Annotated in this window: 18 protein-coding genes and 3 tRNA genes; 9 read left to right on the forward strand and 12 right to left on the reverse strand. The window is 70.7% G+C overall.

The features are described 5' to 3' along the window. Positions 1-17: 17 nt before the first annotated feature. The 5 genes from ABZ621_RS15520 to ABZ621_RS15540 all read right to left on the reverse strand — a co-directional run bounded on the left by ABZ621_RS15520 (position 18) and on the right by ABZ621_RS15540 (position 2,576). Positions 18-815, reverse strand: coding sequence for an ABC transporter permease (locus tag ABZ621_RS15520; protein WP_360604569.1), 798 nt, complete (start codon positions 813-815; stop codon positions 18-20). Continuing rightward, entirely contained in the window at positions 812-1,762 is a 951-nt protein-coding gene (locus ABZ621_RS15525) for an ABC transporter ATP-binding protein (protein ID WP_360604571.1), read from the reverse strand. The genes ABZ621_RS15520 and ABZ621_RS15525 overlap by 4 nt, the downstream gene beginning before the upstream one ends. 135 nt (positions 1,763-1,897) lie before the next feature. Next, positions 1,898-1,970 (reverse strand) — tRNA-Gly (locus ABZ621_RS15530). An 81-nt stretch (positions 1,971-2,051) separates the two neighbouring features. After that, a tRNA-Gly gene (locus tag ABZ621_RS15535) sits at positions 2,052-2,123 on the reverse strand. Positions 2,124-2,234: 111 nt separating this feature from the next. Continuing rightward, on the reverse strand, positions 2,235-2,576 hold the full coding sequence (locus tag ABZ621_RS15540; protein WP_360604573.1) for an Lsr2 family protein: 342 nt from the start codon (positions 2,574-2,576) through the stop codon (positions 2,235-2,237). Between the two features lie 366 nt (positions 2,577-2,942). Between ABZ621_RS15540 and purS the strand changes: the two genes are divergently transcribed. Genes purS through purL form a run of 3 tightly spaced genes read left to right on the forward strand, consistent with a single transcriptional unit; the run spans position 2,943 to position 6,114 of the window. Beyond that, the gene (purS, locus tag ABZ621_RS15545; protein WP_015035032.1) at positions 2,943-3,188 is read left to right on the forward strand and encodes a phosphoribosylformylglycinamidine synthase subunit PurS; all 246 of its coding nucleotides are present in this window, start codon (positions 2,943-2,945) and stop codon (positions 3,186-3,188) included. Further along, a complete protein-coding gene (gene purQ, locus ABZ621_RS15550) occupies positions 3,185-3,865 on the forward strand; it encodes a phosphoribosylformylglycinamidine synthase subunit PurQ (RefSeq protein WP_360604575.1) in 681 nt (226 codons plus the stop codon). The genes purS and purQ overlap by 4 nt, the downstream gene beginning before the upstream one ends. Next, positions 3,865-6,114 (forward strand): phosphoribosylformylglycinamidine synthase subunit PurL, encoded by a 2,250-nt coding sequence (purL, locus tag ABZ621_RS15555; protein ID WP_360604577.1) that lies wholly within the window; start codon positions 3,865-3,867, stop codon positions 6,112-6,114. The genes purQ and purL overlap by 1 nt, the downstream gene beginning before the upstream one ends. 50 nt (positions 6,115-6,164) lie before the next feature. Here purL and ABZ621_RS15560 read toward each other — a convergent pair whose 3' ends face one another. Further along, entirely contained in the window at positions 6,165-6,572 is a 408-nt protein-coding gene (locus ABZ621_RS15560) for a nuclear transport factor 2 family protein (RefSeq protein WP_360604579.1), read from the reverse strand. A 66-nt stretch (positions 6,573-6,638) separates the two neighbouring features. Between ABZ621_RS15560 and ABZ621_RS15565 the strand changes: the two genes are divergently transcribed. Together ABZ621_RS15565 and ABZ621_RS15570 are read left to right on the forward strand one after the other, a co-directional pair. Next, on the forward strand, positions 6,639-7,427 hold the full coding sequence (locus ABZ621_RS15565) for a sterol carrier family protein (RefSeq protein ID WP_360604581.1): 789 nt from the start codon (positions 6,639-6,641) through the stop codon (positions 7,425-7,427). Positions 7,428-7,490: 63 nt separating this feature from the next. Further along, a complete protein-coding gene (locus ABZ621_RS15570) occupies positions 7,491-8,315 on the forward strand; it encodes an META domain-containing protein (protein ID WP_360604583.1) in 825 nt (274 codons plus the stop codon). Here the strand turns inward: ABZ621_RS15570 and ABZ621_RS15575 are convergent. Beyond that, positions 8,309-9,715 carry a sulfatase-like hydrolase/transferase gene (locus ABZ621_RS15575; protein ID WP_360604585.1) on the reverse strand — a complete coding sequence of 469 codons (1,407 nt, stop codon included), beginning with the start codon at positions 9,713-9,715 and terminating at the stop codon, positions 8,309-8,311. The two genes, ABZ621_RS15570 and ABZ621_RS15575, sit on opposite strands and share 7 nt — an antisense overlap. Before the next feature lie 85 nt (positions 9,716-9,800). Then, positions 9,801-9,893 carry a putative leader peptide gene (locus ABZ621_RS15580; protein WP_360604587.1) on the reverse strand — a complete coding sequence of 31 codons (93 nt, stop codon included), beginning with the start codon at positions 9,891-9,893 and terminating at the stop codon, positions 9,801-9,803. Between the two features lie 306 nt (positions 9,894-10,199). Here ABZ621_RS15580 and purF point away from each other — a divergent pair, with 306 nt between their 5' ends. Both purF and purM read left to right on the forward strand, forming a co-directional pair. Beyond that, entirely contained in the window at positions 10,200-11,726 is a 1,527-nt protein-coding gene (purF, locus tag ABZ621_RS15585; RefSeq protein ID WP_360604589.1) for an amidophosphoribosyltransferase, read from the forward strand. Positions 11,727-11,780: 54 nt separating this feature from the next. Beyond that, entirely contained in the window at positions 11,781-12,848 is a 1,068-nt protein-coding gene (gene purM, locus ABZ621_RS15590; RefSeq protein ID WP_360604591.1) for a phosphoribosylformylglycinamidine cyclo-ligase, read from the forward strand. A gap of 156 nt (positions 12,849-13,004) precedes the next feature. On the opposite strand, the gene ABZ621_RS15595 is transcribed toward purM, so the two are convergent. Then, positions 13,005-13,259, reverse strand: coding sequence for a DUF3073 domain-containing protein (locus ABZ621_RS15595; RefSeq protein ID WP_360604593.1), 255 nt, complete (start codon positions 13,257-13,259; stop codon positions 13,005-13,007). A gap of 289 nt (positions 13,260-13,548) precedes the next feature. Then, complete coding sequence (locus ABZ621_RS15600) at positions 13,549-14,631, reverse strand: Glu/Leu/Phe/Val dehydrogenase dimerization domain-containing protein (protein ID WP_360604595.1); 1,083 nt, start codon at positions 14,629-14,631, stop codon at positions 13,549-13,551. A gap of 153 nt (positions 14,632-14,784) precedes the next feature. Here ABZ621_RS15600 and ABZ621_RS15605 point away from each other — a divergent pair, with 153 nt between their 5' ends. Together ABZ621_RS15605 and bldC are read left to right on the forward strand one after the other, a co-directional pair. Then, positions 14,785-15,639: a hypothetical protein gene (locus ABZ621_RS15605; protein ID WP_360604597.1), complete on the forward strand. Its 855-nt coding sequence runs from the start codon at positions 14,785-14,787 to the stop codon at positions 15,637-15,639. Positions 15,640-16,207: 568 nt separating this feature from the next. Further along, the gene (gene bldC, locus ABZ621_RS15610; RefSeq protein WP_003949541.1) at positions 16,208-16,414 is read left to right on the forward strand and encodes a developmental transcriptional regulator BldC; all 207 of its coding nucleotides are present in this window, start codon (positions 16,208-16,210) and stop codon (positions 16,412-16,414) included. Between the two features lie 455 nt (positions 16,415-16,869). Here the strand turns inward: bldC and ABZ621_RS15615 are convergent. Beyond that, positions 16,870-16,943: transfer RNA gene (locus ABZ621_RS15615), tRNA-Asp, on the reverse strand. Positions 16,944-17,027: 84 nt separating this feature from the next. Next, positions 17,028-21,035 (reverse strand): ATP-dependent RNA helicase HrpA, encoded by a 4,008-nt coding sequence (gene hrpA, locus ABZ621_RS15620; RefSeq protein ID WP_360604599.1) that lies wholly within the window; start codon positions 21,033-21,035, stop codon positions 17,028-17,030. Positions 21,036-21,065: the final 30 nt, after the last annotated feature.

The following is a 21,065-nucleotide window of genomic DNA, read 5'->3' on the forward strand; positions in this document are numbered from 1 at the left end:
CCCTTCCGGCCCCGCCCCTAGCGCCGCGGCTCCCACAGGAACCAGCGGCGGACCGCCCACCCCGTCAGGACGCCCCAGGCCACTGTATTGAGCGCGGCGCCGAGCAGGCTGTCCACGTGGGCGGTGCCGAGCCAGCCGGCCCGGACGAACTCCATGACGCCGCTGAGCGGGAGGAGCTGGGCGAGGTCGGCGGCGAGCCCGGGCAGGGCGTCGCGGGGGACGAAGAGACCGGAGCCGAAGGAGGAGACGAGGAAGAGCGGCAGGGTGGTGAGGCCGGCGCTCTCGACGGTGCGGGTGATGGCGGTGGTGACGGCGGCGAGCCCGGCGAGCAGCGCGATCGCGGCGACCAGGCCGAGGACCAGCAGGTCGGGGCGGGCGGGGGCGTCGGCGCCGAGCAGCGTGAAGCCGCCGACGGTGAGGATCGCGCACTGGGCGAGGGCGATGGCGGTCGCGGGCAGCGCGGCGCCGGCGAGGATCTCGGTGTCGGTGGCCTCGCCGGTGCGCAGCCGCTTGAGGACCAGCTCCTCGCGGCGGGCGACGAGGCTGGAGGTGAGGCTCATGTAGACGACGAGGAGCAGGACCATGCCGGTGCCGCCGATGAGGGTGGCGGAGGCGAAGGAGCTGCCGAGGGTGGCCTCGTCGAGGCCCTTGAGCGAGGACCGCAGCAGGAAGATCATCAGCAGCGGCATGGCGGCCGCGACGAAGAGGTTGTTGCGGTTGCGGCCGAGGAGGGTCAGCTCGGCCCGGCCGAGGGCGGCGAGCCGGGTGAGGGTGGTGGAGGGCCGGCCGGCGCCGGTCGCGGTGGTCGTGCTCATCGGCTCACGGTCTCCTTCTGGCCGCCGGAAGTGGACTCCGTGCGGGAGGCGATGTCGAGGAAGGCCTCTTCGAGGGAGGCGGAGCGGGCGTCGAGCCCGTCGAGCCGGACGCCGTGCTCGCGGGCCCAGCCGAGGAGGGTGGTGAGGTCGTCCTGGAGGGCGTGGGTGCGGATCTCGATCCGGCCGCCGTCCTCGGCGGCCTTCAGCCCCAGCGGCAGCCGGGCGGCGGGCACTCCGGCCGGGAGCGCGAAGCGGATCCGGGCGGGCTGGGCGGCGGTCACCTCGGCGGGCGTGCCGGAGAGCACGATCCGGCCGGCGTGCATGATCGCGAGCCGGTCGGCGAGCGATTCGGCCTCCTCCAGGTAGTGCGTGGTGAGGAGGACGGTGGTGCCCTGGTCGCGCAGGGAGCGGACGAGGTCCCAGGTGTCGCGGCGGCCCTCGGCGTCGAGGCCGGTGGTGGGCTCGTCGAGGAAGAGGACCTCGGGGCGGCCGAGGAGGGCGCAGGCGAGGTCGAGGCGGCGGCGCTCGCCGCCGGACAGCTGCTTGATCCGCACCTTCTCGCGGCCGGTGAGGCCGACGGCGGCGAGGGCCTCCCCGGCGGGCCGGGCGCCGCTGGTGACGCCGGCCCACATCCGTACGGTCTCGGCCACGGTGAGGTCCGAGGGGAAGCCGCCCTCCTGGAGCATCACGCCGATGCGCGGGCGGACGGCGGAGCGCTCGCGGTACGGGTCGTGGCCGAGGACGCGGGCGGTGCCGCCGGTCGGGGCGGCGAGGCCCTCCAGGAGCTCGACGGTGGAGGTCTTTCCGGCGCCGTTGGTGCCGAGGAGCGCGAAGACCTCGCCCCGGGGCACGGAGAGCGAGATGCCGCGCACCGCCTCGAACCCGCCGTCGTAGGTGCGGCTCAGGTCGGTCGCCTCGATGGCCGGTGTCAGGGCTTCAGCTGTCATGGCCCCAGCCTCCCGCCCGTCCGGGGCGGTGGGCAGTGCGTGGTGTCATCACCCGTACTGACAAATGTCATGGGGGCGTGGGAAGTCCGGAAAAGCAGAAGGACCCGGTTCCTGAGAACCGGGTCCTTCACCCTGAGCGGACGACGAGATTCGAACTCGCGACCCTCACCTTGGCAAGGTGATGCTCTACCAACTGAGCCACGTCCGCATTGCTCCCGACCGGCTCTCACCGGGCGGTGCGAGCACCACTCTACCTGATCCACCGGAGTGGTCGGCAACCGTGATGCAGAGCGGGTGACAGGGATCGCACACTGCGCCTTCCCCCTGGAAGGGGGATGTTCTGCTACTGAACTACACCCGCACGCTGCGTGGGACTCGGCTTTTTCGGCCTCGCCCCTCGGCGTGATCCAGACTCTAGCCGATCAAGGGGGGTGGAACGCAAATCCGTTCCGCCGGCCCCTGGGGGCGGGTGTCAGCTCGCCTCGCGGAAGGCCTCGTAGACCCGCTTGGGGATGCGGCCCCGGGCCGGCACGTCCATCTTGTTGGACTGGGCCCAGGCGCGGACCGCCGCCGGGTCGGGGGCGAGGGCGGTGTGCTTGTAGGCGGTGGTGGTTCCGGTCACACCGGCGGCCGTCCTGCCCGTCTGCTTCCGCCCGGCCGCCAGGTAGGGCGCGAGTGCCTTGCGGAGTTTCTTTGCATTGGCAGCATTCAGGTCGATCTCGTACATCTTCCCGTCGAGACCGAACGCGACCGTTTCCGCCGCTTCTCCGCCGTCGATGTCGTCGGAGAGGGTGACCACCACTCGCTGCGCCACGGATATCGGTCCTTTCCTGTGGCCCGCCACCTGTCAAGGGCTTTGGGTACGCCTCTGACGTGCGGTGACACCAGGCCTCTGGCTGCCCAGGGGCAATGTTGCTTTCCTCTGGATTCCTTTGTACAGCGATGGGCGTCGCATTGTGAAGCCCTGTCAATTGTCTCAGCGTGTCCCGGGCAATGCACGGCACGATATTTCACGCGCATTTCATGTGCGGAGGGGTGTAGGGGGCGTTTGGAGTGGATCACTCGCCGCAGCCCCTTCCGGCCTGGGCATTTGTAGGATCCTTCAGATCTCTACCCGCGTAGAATTTGGAGGCAGGTACGCTGAGGGAACCGCCCACGCAACACACCACCGGGAGTGCCAGTGGCACGCGTCGTAGTCGACGTCATGCTCAAGCCGGAGATCCTCGACCCGCAGGGACAGGCGGTGCAGCGTGCACTGCCCCGCCTCGGGTTCGCCGGAATCGCCGACGTCCGTCAGGGGAAGCGCTTCGAGCTGGAGGTGGAGGGACCGGTCGACGACGCCGCCCTCGCCCGCATCCATGAGATGGCCGAAACCTTCCTCGCCAACACCGTGATCGAAGACTTCGTCGTGAAGGTCGAGTCGTGAGCGCTCGCATCGGCGTCGTCACCTTCCCCGGCACGCTCGACGACCAGGACGCGCTGCGCGCCGCCCGTCTCGCGGGCGCCGAGCCGGTCTCGCTCTGGCACCGCGACAAGGACCTCAAGCAGGTCGACGCGGTCGTCCTCGCCGGCGGCTTCTCCTACGGCGACTACCTGCGGGCGGGCGCCATCTCGCGCTTCTCGCCGGTGATGGAGACCATCATCGAGCAGGCGAAGGCCGGCATGCCGGTCCTCGGCATCTGCAACGGCTTCCAGATCCTCACCGAGGCCCACCTGCTGCCGGGCGCGATGCTGCGCAACAACCACCTCCACTTCATCTGCCGCGACCAGAAGCTGCGGGTGGAGAACGCGGAGACCGCCTGGACCTCGGACTACGTCCAGGGCCAGGAGATCGAGGTCCCGCTCAAGAACATGGACGGCCGCTACGTCGCCGACGAGCGCACGCTCGACGAGCTGGAGGCCGAGGGGCGGGTGGCCTTCCGCTACCTGGACGTGAACCCCAACGGCTCGCTCCGCGACATCGCGGGCATCACCAACGCCGCGGGCAACGTGGTCGGCCTCATGCCGCACCCCGAGCACGCCGTCGAACCGCTGATCGGCACCGGCAAGACGGACGGTCTCGGTTTCTTCACCTCGATCCTCAAGAAGCTGGTCAACGCCTGATGAGCCTCGACACCGTCAAGCACGCGAGCGAGACGCCGGACAGCGAGCAGCCCTGGAAGGAGCTCGGCCTCAAGGAGGACGAGTACGCGCGCATCCGCGAGATCCTCGGCCGCCGTCCCACCGGCGCCGAGCTCGCCATGTACTCGGTCATGTGGTCCGAGCACTGCTCCTACAAGAGCAGCAAGGTCCACCTGAAGCAGTTCGGCGAGAAGACCCCCGAGAACGACGCCATGCTCGTCGGCATCGGCGAGAACGCGGGCGTCGTCGACGTCGGCCAGGGGTACGCGGTCACCTTCAAGGTCGAGTCGCACAACCACCCCTCGTACATCGAGCCCTACCAGGGCGCGGCCACCGGCGTCGGCGGCATCGTCCGCGACATCCTCGCCATGGGTGCCCGCCCGGTCGCGGTCGTCGACCCGCTCCGCTTCGGCGCGGCCGACCACCCCGACACCAAGCGCGTGCTGCCCGGTGTCGTCGCCGGCATCGGCGGCTACGGCAACTGCCTGGGCCTGCCGAACATCGGCGGCGAGGTCGTCTTCGACTCCTGCTACCAGGGCAACCCGCTGGTCAACGCCGGCTGCATCGGCGTGATGAAGCACGAGGACATCCACCTCGCCAAGGCCTCCGGCCCCGGCAACAAGGTCATCCTCTACGGCGCCCGCACGGGCGGCGACGGCATCGGCGGCGTCTCGGTCCTCGCGTCCGAGACCTTCGACGACACCAAGCCCACCAAGCGCCCCGCGGTCCAGGTCGGCGACCCGTTCCAGGAGAAGCTCCTCATCGAGTGCACCCTGGAGATCTTCCAGGAGAAGCTCGTCGCGGGCATCCAGGACCTGGGCGGCGCCGGGCTCTCCTGCGCCACCTCCGAGCTGGCCTCGGCCGGCTCCGGCGGCATGCGGGTCGACCTGGAGAAGGTCCACCTGCGCGACGCCACGCTCTCTCCTGAGGAGATCCTCATGAGCGAGTCGCAGGAGCGCATGTGCGCGATCGTCGAGCCGCAGCACGTCGACCGCTTCCTGGAGATCTGCGAGAAGTGGGACGTCATCGCGGTCGTCATCGGTGAGGTCACCGAGGGCGAGCGGCTGGAGATCTTCTGGCACGGCGAGCAGATCGTCGACGTGCCGCCGCGCTCCGTCGCCCACGAGGGCCCGACCTACCACCGGCCGTTCGCCCGCCCGGAGTGGCAGGACGCGCTCCAGGCCGACGACGCCGGCAAGCTGCCCCGTCCGCAGGACGGCGCGGAGCTCAAGGACCAGGTCCTGAAGCTCGTCTCGTCCCCGAACCAGGCCTCGAAGTCCTGGATCACGGACCAGTACGACCGCTTCGTGCAGGGCAACACGGTCCTGGCGCAGCCCGAGGACGCGGGCATGGTCCGCATCGACGAGGAGACCAACCTCGGCGTGGCCATGGCGACCGACGGCAACGGCCGGTACGCCAAGCTCGACCCGTACACCGGCGCGCAGCTCGCGCTGGCGGAGGCGTACCGCAACGTCGCCGCCTCCGGCGCCAAGCCGCTCGCCATCTCGGACTGCCTGAACTTCGGCTCGCCCGAGGACCCGGCCGTCATGTGGCAGTTCGCCGAGGCCACCCGCGGCCTCGCGGACGGCTGCTTCCAGCTGGGCACCCCGGTCACCGGCGGCAACGTCTCGCTGTACAACCAGACCGGTGAGGTCGCCATCCACCCGACGCCCGTCGTGGCCGTCCTCGGTGTGATCGACGACGTCAACCGCCGCACCCCCATCGCCTTCGCGGAAGAGGGCCAGCTCCTCTACCTGCTGGGCGACACCAAGGAGGAGTTCGGCGGGTCGGCCTGGTCCGAGGTGATCCACCAGCACCTCGGCGGCATGCCGCCGGCCGTGGACCTCGACCGGGAGAAGCTGCTCGGCGAGATCCTGATCTCGGGCTCCCGCGACGGCATGATCGACGCGGCGCACGACCTCTCCGACGGCGGTCTCGTCCAGGCGGTCGTCGAGTCCTGCCTGCGCGGCGGGAACGGCGCGCGCCTGGTCGTCCCCGAGGGCCTGGACGCCTTCACGTTCCTCTTCTCGGAGTCGGCGGGCCGCGCGGTCGTCGCCGTCCCGCGCAGCGAGGAACTCCGCTTCACGGACATGTGCGGCGCCCGCGGCCTGCCGGCGACCCGCATCGGTGTCGTCGACGGCGACGCGGTCGACGTCCAGGGCGAGTTCAGCCTCTCCCTGGAGGAGCTGCGCGCGGCCCACGAGGCGACCATCCCGGCCCTGCTGGCCTGAGCCGGTCCACCGGAAACCCCCGCTCCGCTCGGGCGGGGGTTTTCGCGTCCCTAGCCGGCGCCCCAGAAGGCGTCGGACTCGGGGATGTCCGCGACGCACTCGTCGACGTCGGAGATCTTGCCGCCGACGAGGGTGAAGAAGAGGCCGCCGTCCATCTCGATGCCCCGGTCGTTCCGGTCGCCGTGCCACCGGTGGACGGCCATCACGTGGCCCCTGCCGTCCGGGTAGACGCCCTTCAGCTCGACCCGGAAGGTGCCACCGGTCAGCTCGGCGAGCCTCGCGAGGTGGGCCAGGACGTTGTCCCGGCCTTTGAAGTGCCCGGACATCTGGCTCTCGCCGGGCGAGTGGTGCGTGCAGTCGCTGGTCATGAGGGAGGCGACCGTCTCCATGTCACCGGTGCCGAACGCCTCGTATCCCCGGCGCACGACGGCCGCGTCAGGGTGCTCGTGATGGGTCATGGTCCCCCACTGCCTTTCCTCAGGGGTTTCCCCCCTCCTCTCAAGTCTCGGCGTTAGCCTCGGGCCATGCCACCCGCCAGGAAACGCACCCGCAATTACGACCCCGCCAAGACCCGCGCCGCCGTCTCCGCCCAGTTCGGGCACGTACGGGACGCGGTGCTCGCCCTGCCGCGGGAGGCGCTCGACGGGCCCACGCGGCTCGGGACCTGGACGGTACGGGAGCTGGCCGCACACCTCACGATGGCGCTCGACGCGGTCGTGCGGGGGCTCGCGGCGCCCGAGCCGGCCGTGCGGGAACTCGCCCTCCTGGACTGGCCCCTGGCCACCGCGACCGGCGCCGCCGGGATCGACGAGGACGTCCGGGCGCTCGACGCCGCCGACCTGCCCGGGCTCTACGCGCGCGTGGCCGGCGATTTCGCGCAGGCGCTGGCCGGCGCGGACGGGGAGCGGCTCCTGCCGACCCGCTTCGGCGCCATGACGCTCGACGACTACCTCGTCACCCGCACCGTCGAACTCGTCGTCCACACCGACGACCTCGCCGCCGCGACCGGCACGGAGATCCCCTACGACCGGCAGGCCCTCGCCGCCTGCACCCGGCTCCTCGCCGACGCCCTCGCCGCGAAGGCCCCCGGCGGCGCGGTGGAGGTCAGGATCCCGCCGTACGCGGTGGTGCAGTGCGTGGAGGGCCCCCGGCACACCCGGGGCACCCCGCCGAACGTCGTCGAGACGGACCCGCTGACCTGGATCCGCCTCGCCACCGGACGCACCGACTGGGCCGCCGAGCGCGACGCGGCCCGGATCGCCGCCAGCGGCGAGCGCGCGGACCTGGCGGGGCTGCTCCCCGTCATGGGCTGAGCCCGCCACCACCCGGGCGGACGCGCCCGGGAACCCGTCGGGGGTCCGCCGCGTCCCACCGGCATGCCGAAGCCGCGCAGCACCACCCTCGCCGCCGTCCTCCTCGCCGCGTCGCTCTCCGTGTCGCTCTCCGCCTGTGGACAGGGCGGGGGCGCGGGCGGGAACGCCGGTGACCCCGACCTGCCCCTCGCCGGCAGCCAGTGGACCGTCGGCGCGGTCACCGTCGACGGCGACCGCGCGCAGGCCCCCGAGGACGCGCGCGTCGGCTTCACCGGGGAGGGCCGCGCCCAGGGCAGTACCGGCTGCAACCACTTCGGCGCGGCCGTGACCGTGGCGGGCACCACGGTCACGGTCTCCCCGGACGAGGTCACCGAGATGGGCTGCCCCGAGGACCGGCGCCGTTTCGAGACCGCCTTCCTCGCCGCCTTCACCGGACCGCTGAAGGGCACGCTCACGGACGGTGCGCTGACCCTCGTCTCCGCCGACGGCGCCCGGAAGGTGGAGCTGGCCGCCGAGCCGTCCCTCCCGCTGCGCGGCACCCCCTGGAAGATCGACGGCCTGGTCTCCGGCGACACCGCCGCCTCCCTCCCGGCCGGCGGCGGGGAGAAGGCCCGTTTCGTCATCGGCGCCGACGGCCGGATCACCGGCAACCTCGGGTGCAACAACTTCTCCGCGGCCGCCCGGATCGACGAGAAGGCCCGCACCCTCACCGTCGAGGGCCCGGCCGCCACCACCCGCATGATGTGCTCCGGCCCCCAGATGCAGCTGGAGACGAAGCTGTACGAGCTCCTCGACGGCCCCCTCTCCTACCGCCTCGACCACCGCACCCTGACCCTCGTCGACGGCGCCGGCGAGGGCCTGACCGCACGGGCCGAGCCCGCTCAGTAGCGCAGCAGCCCCGCGTCGATCCCCTCCCAGGCGGCCCGCAGCCCCGCGAGCCGGGTCTGCTCGGAGGCCGCCCGGTCGGCCTGCTCGCGGGCGTCCTCGGCGAGGTGGAAGAGCTGGTCGCGGCCGGACTTGCCGCGGTAGTACTTCCAGTCGCCGCGCCGCAGCGCCCGCTCGCCCCTGACCCGCCAGAACAGGTCCCGCTCCGGCACCTCCTCGCCGCGCAGCAGGTGCCCGGCGAGGCTGGTGCCGTCGAGCGGGTACGCGGGGTGGGGGCGGGCGCCGGCGAATTCGAGCAGGGTCGCCGTCCAGTCGGGCGTGAAGACCGGCAGGCCGCTGACCTGCCCGCCGTCGATCCGGGCGGGCCAGCGCAGGATCGCGGGGACGCGGATGCCGCCCTCCTGGAGGGAGCCCTTGTTGCCGGCGTGCGGCCAGTTGTAGGAGAAGCGCTCGCCGCCGTTGTCGCTGGCGAAGAAGACGAGGGTGTCCCGCTCCTGCCCGGACCGCCGGAGCGCGGCCAGGACCTGTCCGATCGAGCGGTCGAGGTCCTCGACCATCTCCTTGTACTTCTCGATCGAGCCGCCGTCCTGGTGCCAGAGGGCGGAGCGGTCGCCGGCCTCGATGCGGCGGACGATCTCGGCGCTCGCCTCCTCGTCGCCGTCGGCGATCCACGGCCAGTGCGGGGTGGTGAAGTTGAGGTTGAGCAGCCACGGGCGGTCGTGGTCGCGGCTCACGTACTCGCTCGCCCGCTCGGTGAGGATCCGGGTGTAGTAGCGCAGGTCCTTGTATTCCGCGTCGCCCTCGTAGAGGTCGTACTCGCCGCCGAGCCCGAGCTTGGAGTAGTACTCCAGGGCGCCGCCGAAGTTGCCGAAGAACTCGTCCCAGCCGGACTTGGTGGGGGAGTAGTCGGGGAGGTATCCGCAGTGCCACTTGCCGATGAGGGCGGTGGCGTAGCCGGAGTCGCGGAGCAGCGAGGCGAGCGTGGGGTGGGTGGGGTCGAGGCCGACGGACCTGTCGGCGATCGGCTCGGCGAGCCCTCCCTTCGTACGCCCCGGGTAGCGGCCGGTGTAGAGGCTGAAGCGGGTGGGGGAGCAGGTCGCGGAGCCGGAGTACGCGTCGGTGAAGCGGACGCCGCCGCGGGCGAGCCGGTCGAGGTGCGGGGTGCGGATGTGCGGGGAGCCGTACGAGGAGAGGTCGGCCCAGCCGAGGTCGTCGCCCAGGATGAAGAGGACGTTCGGCCGCCGGGAGTGGCGGCGCGGCCGGGCGGCCCGGAAGGGACGCTCGGGGGCGTGGGCGGGGTCATGTGCGGGGGCGGCGTGCGCGGGGGCGGTTCCGAGGGCGGCCGCCGTGGCGGCACCGGCGGCGGCACCCCCGAAGGCGCGGCGGGACAGGGGCGTGGGCATGGCGAGTCTCCAGGAGGGCGTACGGACGTGCCGCGCCGGCACCGTGGGGGACGCCTACGGTGCGGGGCACAGATGCGGAGGACGTTCAGACGCCGCGACAGCCCGCGCTCGCGACACGGACGAGGTCCACGTGCCGGCGCCGGACGAGGGTGACCGCTCGGTCACTGCGGGGGTGCATGGTCCAGGAGCCTCGCCCAGGCGGCGGGGGGCGTCAACGGCGGACGGGGTGGTCGACGCGCGTAGTTCGCGTGATCGAAACGCTGGTGAAACCCCTGGAGACTGCGTTCTGCGTCACACCGGGAGACCCTTCGGGAGGCGGTGCGGGCGGGCGTCCGGCCGGGGCCCGGAAGCCCGGAGGCCTTCCGGCGTCTGCCTTGTAGGCCCCTCCAAGTACGCGACGATCTTTTGGTGCGATCGTACGAGCGCCGCTCACGCTCCGTTCCCCAATTCGGACCAGTGGTCGAGGTCCCCTAGACTCGAAGATGTGCCACGCGGAGACGGTCGACTCAATCACGATCTGCTCCCCGGTGAGAAAGGCCCCCAGGACGCTTGTGGCGTCTTCGGTGTCTGGGCTCCGGGTGAAGAGGTCGCAAAGCTCACGTACTTCGGGCTCTACGCCCTCCAGCATCGGGGTCAGGAATCCGCGGGAATCGCGGTCAGCAACGGCTCCCAGATCCTCGTCTTCAAGGACATGGGACTTGTCTCCCAGGTCTTCGACGAGACCTCTCTCGGTTCCCTCCAGGGTCATATCGCGGTCGGTCACGCCCGCTACTCGACCACCGGGGCCTCCGTGTGGGAGAACGCCCAGCCGACCTTCCGGGCCACCGCCCACGGCTCGCTGGCGCTCGGCCACAACGGCAACCTGGTGAACACGGCGCAGCTGGCCGAGATGGTCGCCGACCTTCCCAAGAAGGACGGCCGCGCCACCCAGGTCGCCGCCACCAACGACACCGACCTGGTGACCGCGCTCCTCGCGGGCCAGGCGGACGAGGACGGCACGCCGCTCACCATCGAGCAGGCCGCCGCGAAGGTCCTCCCCGAGGTCCGGGGCGCCTTCTCCCTCGTCTTCATGGACGAGCACACGCTCTACGCGGCCCGTGACCCGCAGGGCATCCGCCCGCTGGTCCTCGGCCGTCTGGAGCGCGGCTGGGTCGTCGCCTCGGAGTCCGCCGCCCTCGACATCTGCGGCGCCAGCTTCGTCCGCGAGGTCGAGCCGGGCGAGCTGATCGCGATCGACGAGAACGGCATCCGCACCTCCCGCTTCGCAGAAGCGAAGCCGAAGGGCTGCGTCTTCGAGTACGTGTACCTGGCCCGTCCCGACACGGACATCGCCGGCCGGAACGTGTACCTCTCCCGCGTCGAGATGGGCCGCCGCCTCGCCAAGGAGGCCCCCGTCGAGGCCGACCTGGTCATAGCGACGCCCGAATCCGGCACCCCCGCCGCCATCGGCTACGCGGAGGCCTCCGGCATCCCCTTCGGCGCCGGCCTGGTCAAGAACGCCTACGTCGGGCGCACCTTCATCCAGCCCTCGCAGACCATCCGCCAGCTCGGCATCCGGCTGAAGCTCAACCCCCTCAAGGAAGTCATCAAGGGGAAGCGGCTGGTCGTCGTCGACGACTCGATCGTCCGCGGCAACACCCAGCGCGCCCTGGTCCGGATGCTCCGCGAGGCCGGCGCCGCCGAGATCCACATCCGGATCTCCTCGCCGCCGGTGAAGTGGCCCTGCTTCTTCGGCATCGACTTCGCCACCCGCGCGGAGCTGATCGCCAACGGCATGTCGATCGAGGAGATCGGCAAGTCGCTGGGCGCGGACTCGCTCTCGTACATCTCCCTGGAGGGGATGGTCGAGGCGACCACCATCGCCAAGCCGAACCTCTGCCGGGCCTGCTTCGACGGCGAGTACCCGATGGAGCTGCCCGACCCCGAGCTGCTCGGCAAGCAGCTCCTGGAGACGGAGCTGGCCGCCGGCCCCGCCGCCACCGCGGCCGCCGACGCCCTGCGCCGCCCGTAAGACCCCGCTGCACCCCCGCAGTGACGCAGTACACGACACGAAAGCTCTGAACCCATGTCTCAGACCACTGGTGCCAGCTACGCCTCTGCGGGCGTCGACATCGAGGCCGGCGACCGCGCCGTCGAGCTCATGAAGGAGTGGGTGAAGAAGACGCAGCGCCCCGAGGTCCTCGGCGGCCTCGGCGGCTTCGCCGGCCTCTTCGACGCCTCCGCCCTCAAGCGCTACGAGCGCCCGCTGCTCGCCTCGGCGACGGACGGCGTCGGCACGAAGGTCGACATCGCCCGCCAGATGGGCGTGTACGACACCATCGGCCACGACCTGGTCGCCATGGTCATGGACGACATCGTCGTCTGCGGCGCCGAGCCGCTCTTCATGACCGACTACATCTGCGTGGGCAAGGTCCACCCGGAGCGGGTCGCCGCCATCGTCAAGGGCATCGCCGAGGGCTGCGTCCTCGCCGGCTGCGCCCTGGTCGGCGGCGAGACGGCGGAGCACCCGGGCCTCCTCGGCCCGGACGACTTCGACGTCGCGGGCGCGGGCACCGGTGTCGTCGAGCACGACCGCCTGCTCGGCGCCGATCGCATCCGTACGGGGGACGCGGTCATCGCCATGGCCTCCTCCGGTCTTCACTCCAACGGGTACTCGCTCGTCCGCCACGTGGTCTTCGACCGCGCCGGCATGTCCCTCGACCAGCGGGTCGACGAGCTCGGCCGCACCCTCGGCGAGGAGCTCCTGGAGCCCACGCGGATCTACTCGCTCGACTGCCTGGCGCTCACCCGGACCACCGAGGTGCACGCCTTCAGCCACATCACCGGCGGCGGCCTCGCGGCCAACCTCGCCCGGGTCATCCCGGACGGGCTGCACGCCACCGTGGACCGCTCCACCTGGACCCCGGGCGCGATCTTCGACCTCGTCGGCACCGCCGGGCAGGTCGAGCGCCTGGAGCTGGAGAAGACCCTCAACATGGGCGTCGGCATGATGGCCGTCGTCCCCGCCGAGTCGGTCGACGCCGCCCTCACCACGCTGGCCGACCGCGGGCTCGACGCCTGGGTCGCCGGCGAGATCACCGAGCGCGGCGCCAAGGACTCCGGCGCGGAGCTGGTCGGCGACTACGCGAAGTAATCGCGACACGGTCTCCGGAGAGACACGAGAAGGGGCACCCCGCCGGGCGGGGTGCCCCTTCTCGTGTCCTGACGCCTCCGGGCCGCTCACCGTGCCCGAGCAGCACGAAAACTCGGTCCGGGGTGCCCTGGACCGAGTTTTTCGGCGTTCAGAAGGTCAAGCGCGACGGTGCGGCGACTGCGGACCGGACTCGTCGTCCTCGTCCTCGTCGTCCGTGTTGTAGAGATCCGCGTACTGCGCGTACGGGTCGTCTTCCTCGTCGTCGTCCTCGAACGGCTCGCCATTCGGCGGCTGGCTCGAAGTCGAAGCGCCCAGCTCATTGGCCAGACGCGACAGGTCAGTCCCGCCGCTGCTGTACTTCAGCTGGCGGGCGACCTTGGTCTGCTTGGCCTTTGCCCGGCCGCGCCCCATGGCTCGACCCCCTCGGTGACGGGGCTCGCTGGCCCCAGAGTCTTGACACGCGTTCATGATGCGAAACGGGCTCTCGATGGAGAGACCGGTCCGTAGGGCTTCAACGGTACCTGTTTCCTCGGGTCTACGGTACGCCGCGCGCATCACATACCCCGGTACAGAACCATCGAGGTGCCCTTACCTCGCTGGTCAATCGCGATTTTAACCTCTTCTGGGGGGCCGACCCGCCGACCGGCGTGAGCGAAGTCTCCCGGACGGCGGGCCGATCACTCCCCGTACACCGGACGGCTCAGCCGCGCCGGGCCTCGGCCATCCGCTGCTCGGCGATGCGGTCGGCGGCCGCGGCCGGCGGAATACCGTCCGCCTTCGCACGTGTGAAGATCTCCAGGGTGGTGTCGAAGATCTTCGTGGCCTTCGCCTTGCAGCGGTCGAAGTCGAAGCCGTGCAGCTCGTCGGCGACCTGGATCACTCCGCCGGCGTTCACCACGTAGTCGGGTGCGTAGAGGATCCCGCGCTCCACGAGGTCCTTCTCGATGCCCGGGTGGGCGAGCTGGTTGTTGGCCGCGCCGCAGACCACGCTCGCGGTGAGGAAGGGCACCGTCTCCTCGCTGAGCGCGCCGCCCAGGGCGCACGGCGCGTAGACGTCCAGCCCCTCGACGCGGATCAGGGCGTCGGTGTCGGCGACGACCTGGACCTGCGGGAACTTGTCGGTGATCCGGCGCACCGACTCCTCGCGGACGTCGGTGATGACGACCTCGGCCCCGTCGGAGAGCAGGTGCTCGACGAGGTAGTGGCCGACCTTGCCGACGCCGGCGACGCCGACCTTCCGGCCGCGCAGGGTCGGGTCGCCCCACAGGTGCTGGGCGGAGGCGCGCATGCCCTGGAAGACGCCGAAGGCGGTCAGGACCGAGGAGTCGCCGGCGCCGCCGTTCTCGGGGGAGCGGCCGGTGGTCCACTGGTTGGTCCGGGCCACGACGTCCATGTCGGCGACGTAGGTGCCGACGTCGCAGGCCGTGACGTAGCGCCCGCCGAGGGAGGCGACGAAGCGGCCGTAGGCGAGGAGCAGCTCCTCGGTCTTGATCTGCTCGGGGTCGCCGATGATCACGGCCTTGCCGCCGCCGTGGTCGAGCCCGGCCATGGCGTTCTTGTACGACATGCCGCGCGCGAGGTTGAGGGCGTCGGCGACGGCCTCGGCCTCGGTCGCGTACGGGTAGAAGCGGGTGCCGCCGAGGGCGGGGCCCAGCGCGGTGTTGTGCAGGGCGATGACGGCCTTCAGGCCGGTGGCGCGGTCCTGGCAGAGCACGACTTGCTCGTGTCCGCCCTGCTCCGAGTGGAACAGGGTGTGCAGGACGCCGTCGGATACAGCGGTCACGGTGGTGACTCCCAAGTACGAAGCGGCGGAAGGTCCCCCCTGCGGGTGGGGGAGGACACATTGCGCCACGAGATTAAGTCCTACCTGGGCGTAGGAAGGGCGGAGTGGGCCGGATCACCCCCTCGCGGAGTACCCGCGTGGAAGGATCGGGACATGTCGGTCGACTCCACGTTGCTCGTCCCGTACGCCTCGTATCTGAGGGTGTACGAGCCGCTGGCCGCGTTCCCCGAGCCGGAGCGGACCCACTGGTCGCGGTACGCCCGCCGGCCGCGCACCCCGGGGGCCCAGGACGAGCTGCGGCGCTCGCTGGCGGACCTGGTGCCGGTGCCGCCGGTGCCGGTCCCGGTGCACGAGAGCGGCGAGGCCTTCGTGGCGCACCTGGACGGGGTGGTGGTGGTCTGCCCGTGGCGGACCCGGCTGCGGGGCTGGCTGGCGCTGCGGGACCTGGTGGCGCAGGGCGGGATCCCGGCGTCGGTCCTGGACGCGATGCTGCCGCCGGTGGTGCGGGCCCAGGTGGAGGCCGACCACGAGCGGTGGCTGGAGCGGAACCCGGACGCGCGGCCGTGGATCAGGACGGCGGTGTGGCAGGTGCCGCTGCGCTGGTTCGCGCTCTTCGGGGACGAGGAGCGGTGTTACGAGCCGGGGGACCGGGCGGCGGGGCGGGCGCCGGTGCTGCGCTACCGGACGACGATGGCGCAGGCGCGGCGGCGGCTCGCGCGGGCGCTGCGCGCGCTGCGGGACTCGGTGGACGAGGGGACGCTGGCGCAGGGCCTGGTCGACGTGGGCCGCTGGCTGGAGGAGTTCCATCCGCGTGCGCTGGTGGAGCTGGACTACGGCGGGCTCGTGCACGCGGTGGCGGAGGAGCGGCTGGCGGCGGACCGCTCGGCGGCGGACGTGGCCGAGGGCCTCGCGGCGCTGCGGGCGGGGGACGACGACGTGGCGGGCGAGGTGTACGCGCGCCTCGCGGAGCGCTGGCGGGCCGTCAGGGACCTGCGTCACGCGAACTGAAGGCCCGGCGGGACACGAATTGACATAGGTCGGGCATCTTCGTCAGGTGTGCATGGACAAGACATGTCCCAGGGGGGTAAATGATCTTCAGGCACCTGGCTGGATCGATCTGTCCGAATCCCACGGGACGTTGGTCCTGAACCGGGCCTTTGGCTCAAGCGTGACGGACAGCACTAAACGCACCCTTGCGTCGATCACCTACCCTCGTGCCAAAATAGGACAAGGAGTCCGGGGAGGGTTCCTTCCGCCCAACTTTGGGCGGAACGCTCAGCATTGCACTCTATGGGGGGTCTGAGGACTCCTGATCGCTCTGTGACTGATCGTCACAGTGGCGTGACTGTCCGTTATGGCATGGTCAGTCGACTTCCGCCGCTGATGAACACCTGCGAGGGCAATTCCATCGGTTTGGCCGACGTGGCTGGACGGATGGTGTAGTTGTAGTGCCGAGGACAAGCCGTTCGTCCTATAACCGACTCGACCCGCTTCTGCCATTTCGGGCAAGGCGGGTCAAGGTGCAGAATTTAGAGGAAAGAACCGAGAAGGTTCGGTTCTCCCGAGGAGGCCGCTCATGACCGCTCGCACCCCTGATGCCGAGCCGCTGCTGACCCCTGCCGAGGTCGCCACGATGTTCCGCGTGGACCCGAAGACGGTGACTCGCTGGGCCAAGGCCGGCAAGCTCACGTCCATCCGCACCCTGGGTGGGCACCGTCGTTACCGCGAGGCCGAGGTCCGCGCTCTGCTGGCGGGCATTCCGCAGCAGCGCAGCGAGGCCTGAGGCCTCGGCGACAGCCGCAGCACACGCAGCACCCCGTAACACCGGGCAGGTCCGGGTCCCCCAATCCGGTCGCCCATCCCACAGCTCTGCCGACGGTTCCTGCCCCAACAGGCCACTGTCATCGATCGCGCTGGACTCCGCCGGGTCCGGCGCGATCGTCTTTTTGCGCCCGGACTCCTCCGCCGTGCACGCCGGCCCACTCGTCGAACATGGGTGCAATTGCACATATTAAATTGAGTCATTGTAGGGAGCGCGTAAAAGAGGGGGTTTCTGAACGACTTTCAGTGACTCCCGTCACACCCTCGAAGGCTTGCCATAGAACAGCCTCCCACCTCGGGAAGCGCCCCCAACCCGCCGTTGGTCACCGGCCGGTGGGACTTTCGTCCCCCGTTCGAGTGGAGTTCAAGCATGACGAAGAAGGCCCGCATCGAGACGATGCGGGCCTTCTTCCAAAGCGACTCTGACGGGACTTGAACCCGCGACCTCCACCTTGACAGGGTGGCGAGCTAACCAACTGCTCCACAGAGCCCTCGCAGCCGGTCTTTCTTGGCTGCGAGAAGAACTGTACAGCAGGTCAGCGGTCCGGTCGAACTCGGTGGCGGTGGGCGCCCCGCTACCGGGCCGGGCCCGGCACCGCCGCGTCGATGGCCTTCACGATCCGCTTGTCCGACACCGGGTGGGCCGTGCCGAGGGCGTGCGCGAAGTAGCTCACCCGCAGCTCCTCGATCATCCAGCGGATGTCCGTGACCTCGGCCGGCACCGGCCGGCCCTTCGGCAGCTGCTCCAGGAGCCACGCGTACTCGTCGAGCATCTCGTGGACCTTCTCCATCCGGGTGGTGTCCCGCTGGACCCCGGTCGGCATCTGCTGCAGCCGCCGGTCCACGGCCACCAGGTAACGCATCAGGTCCGGCAGCCGCTTCAGGCCCGTGCGCGTGACGAAACCGGCCGGCATGAGCCAGTCCAGCTGCCCGCGCACGTCCTGGAGGTTCGGCAGCAGCGCGGGGCTCGTGGTGGCCTTCAGGCGCCGCTCGCACGCCTGCCAGGCCGCCAGGACCTGCTGGACCTGGCCCACCGTGCGGACCGTCAGCTCCACCAGGTCGGCGCGGACCTTGTCGTACAGCTTCCGGAAGGACTCCTCGTCCCACGCTGGGCCGCCGTGGTCCGCGATCAGCTTGTCGGCCGCGGCGGTGGCGCAGTCGTCGAACAGCGCCTGGATCGAGCCGTGCGGGTTCGCCGACAGGGCCAGCTTCTGCTGGTTGGTGAGCTTGTCGGAGGCGAACTTCGCCGGGTTCACCGGGATGTTCAGCATGATCAGCTTCCGGGTGCCCCGCCACATCGCCCGGTCCTGCTCGGCCTCCGAGTCGAAGAGCCGCACGGCGACGCTGTCGCCCTCGTCGACCAGCGCCGGGTACGCCTTGACCGGCTGCCCGCCCCGCTTGGTCTCGAAGACCCGCACGAGGCCGCCGATCGTCCAGTCCTTCAGGCCCGTGCGCTCCAGGGACGGCCCGGAGCCGTCCGGGCCCGCCGTGGCCGCCTGGGCGGCCTTGGAGAGCGCCTGACGGGCCTTGGGGCGCAGCTTCAGGCGCAGCGTCTCCAGGTCCTTGTCCTCGGCGAGCTTCCGGCGCCGCTCGTCGACGATCCGGAAAGTGATCTTGAGGTGCTCGGGGACCTTGCCCCAGTCGAAGTCCTCGGGGGCGAGGGGGACGCCGACCATCCGCTGGAGCTCGCGCGCGAGCGCCGTCGTCAGCGGCTCCTGCACGGGCACGACCGCGTCCAGGAAGCGGCCGGCGAAGTTCGGCGCGGGCACGTAGTGGCGGCGGATCGGCTTGGGGAGGGAACGGATCAGCTCCGTCACGACCTCTTCCCGCAGACCCGGGATCTGCCAGTCGAAGCCCTCGTCCGTCACCTGGTTGAGGACCTGGAGCGGCACGTGGACGGTCACGCCGTCCGCGTCCGCGCCCGGCTCGAACTGGTACGTCACCCGGAACTTCAGCGCGCCCTGCCGCCACGAGTCCGGATAGTCGTCCTTGGTGACGGCCCCGGCCTTCTCGTTGATGAGCATCTCGCGCTCGAAGTCGAGGAACTCCGGCTCCTCGTGGCGCTTGTGCTTCCACCACGAGTCGAAGTGGGCGCCGGACACGACGTGTTCGGGGACCCGCTTGTCGTAGAAGTCGAAGAGCGTCTCGTCGTCGACGAGGATGTCCCGGCGCCGCGCCCGGTGTTCGAGCTCCTCGACCTCGGTGAGCAGCTTGCGGTTGTCGGCGAAGAACTTGTGGTGGGTGCGCCAGTCGCCCTCCACCAGGGCGTTGCGGATGAACAGTTCGCGGGAGACCTCGGGGTCGATCCGGCCGTAGTTGACCTTGCGGTCGGCGACGATCGGGACGCCGTACAGCGTCACCTTCTCGTACGCCATCACGGCCGCCTGGTCCTTCTCCCAGTGCGGCTCGCTGTACGTCTTCTTCACCAGGTGCTGGGCGAGCGGCTCGATCCACTCGGGCTCGATCCGGGCGTTCACCCGCGCCCAGAGCCGCGAGGTCTCCACCAGCTCGGCGGACATGACCAGCCGCGGGGGCTTCTTGAAGAGCGCGGAGCCGGGGAAGATCGCGAACTTGGCGTTGCGGGCGCCCAGGTACTCGTTCCGGGTGCCCTCCCGCTTCTGGTCCCGGCCCTCCTTGGACTCCTTCACGTCCTTGAGACCGATGTGGGAGAGGAGGCCGGAGAGGAGGGAGACGTGGATGGCCTGCTCGGGGAAGGTCTCGTCGTCCTGCGGCTCGGTGAGGTGTATCCCCATCTGCTTGGCGACCGTGCGCAGCTGGGCGTAGATGTCCTGCCACTCGCGGATGCGCAGGAAGTTCAGGTACTCCTGCTTGCACATCCGGCGGAAGGACGACGATCCGCGCTCCTTCTGCTGCTCGCGGACGTACCGCCACAGGTTGAGGAAGGCGAGGAAGTCGCTGGTCTCGTCCTTGAAGCGGGCGTGCTGCTGGTCGGCCTGGGCCTGCTTCTCCGAGGGCCGCTCGCGCGGGTCCTGGATGGAGAGCGCGGCGGCGATCACCATGACCTCGCGGGCGCAGCCGTTCTTGTCGGCCTCCAGGACCATGCGGGCGAGCCGGGGGTCGACGGGGAGCTGGGAGAGCTTCCGGCCGAGCTGGGTGAGCCGCTGCCCCTTCTTCCCCTCCCGGGGGGACTTCTCGTCCGCCTCGAAAGCGCCGAGCTCCTGGAGGAGCTGGACGCCGTCCCGGATGTTGCGGTGGTCCGGCGGGTCGATGAAGGGGAACTTCTCGATCTCGCCGAGCCCGGCGGCGGTCATCTGGAGGATGACGGAGGCCAGGTTGGTGCGGAGGATCTCGGCGTCCGTGAACTCCGGCCGGGTGAGGAAGTCGTCCTCGGAGTACAGCCGGATGCAGATGCCGTCGCTCGTACGGCCGCAGCGGCCCTTGCGCTGGTTGGCGCTGGCCTGCGAGACCGCCTCGATCGGGAGGCGCTGGACCTTGGTGCGGTGGGAGTAGCGCGAGATGCGGGCGGTGCCCGGGTCGATCACGTACTTGATGCCGGGGACGGTCAGCGAGGTCTCGGCGACGTTCGTGGCGAGGACGATCCGGCGGCCGGCGTGCGCCTGGAAGACGCGGTGCTGCTCGGCGTGGGAGAGCCGGGCGTACAGGGGCAGGATCTCGGTGTCGAAGAGCTTCTTCCTGGTGAGGGCGTCCGCCGTGTCGCGGATCTCCCGCTCGCCGGAGAGGAAGACCAGGATGTCGCCCGGCCCCTCCTTCCGGAGCTCGTCGACGGCGTCGCAGATCGCGGTGATCTGGTCCCGGTCGGACTCGTCGGAGTCCTCCTCCAGGAGCGGCCGGTAGCGGACCTCGACCGGATACGTCCGGCCGGAGACCTCGACGATCGGCGCGTCGCCGAAGTGGCGGGAGAAGCGCTCCGGGTCGATGGTCGCGGAGGTGATCACGACCTTGAGGTCGGGGCGCTTGGGCAGCAGCTGGGCCAGGTAGCCGAGCAGGAAGTCGATGTTGAGGGACCGCTCGTGGGCCTCGTCGATGATGATCGTGTCGTAGGCGCGCAGCTCGCGGTCCGTCTGGATCTCGGCGAGCAGGATGCCGTCGGTCATCAGCTTCACGAAGGTCGCGTCGGGGTTCACCTGGTCGGTGAACCGGACCTTCCAGCCGACGGCCTCGCCGAGCGGGGTCCTCAGCTCCTCGGCGACGCGCTCGGCGACCGTGCGGGCGGCGAGACGGCGGGGCTGGGTGTGCCCGATCATGCCCCGGACGCCCCGGCCCAGCTCCAGACAGATCTTCGGGATCTGGGTGGTCTTTCCGGAGCCGGTCTCACCGGCGACGATCACGACCTGGTGGTCGCGTATCGCCTCCAGGATCTCGTCCTTCTTCTGCGAGACCGGGAGCTGTTCGGGGTAGGTGACGGCGGGCACGCGCGAGGCGCGCCCGTCGACGCGCTCCTTGGCCTTGGCCGCCTCTGCGGCGATCTCGTCCAGGACGGCCTCGCGGGCCTCGGGCTTGCGGATGCGGCGGGCGCCTTCGAGACGGCGGCCGAGCCGGTGGGAGTCCCGCAGCGAGACCTCGGCCAGGACGGACTGGAGGGCGGCGAAGGAAGTAGACATACGGAATCCAGGATCGCACCTGCGGCCGAG

This window comes from Streptomyces sp. NPDC007863 (genome assembly GCF_040633895.1).
GTDB lineage: Bacteria > Actinomycetota > Actinomycetes > Streptomycetales > Streptomycetaceae > Streptomyces.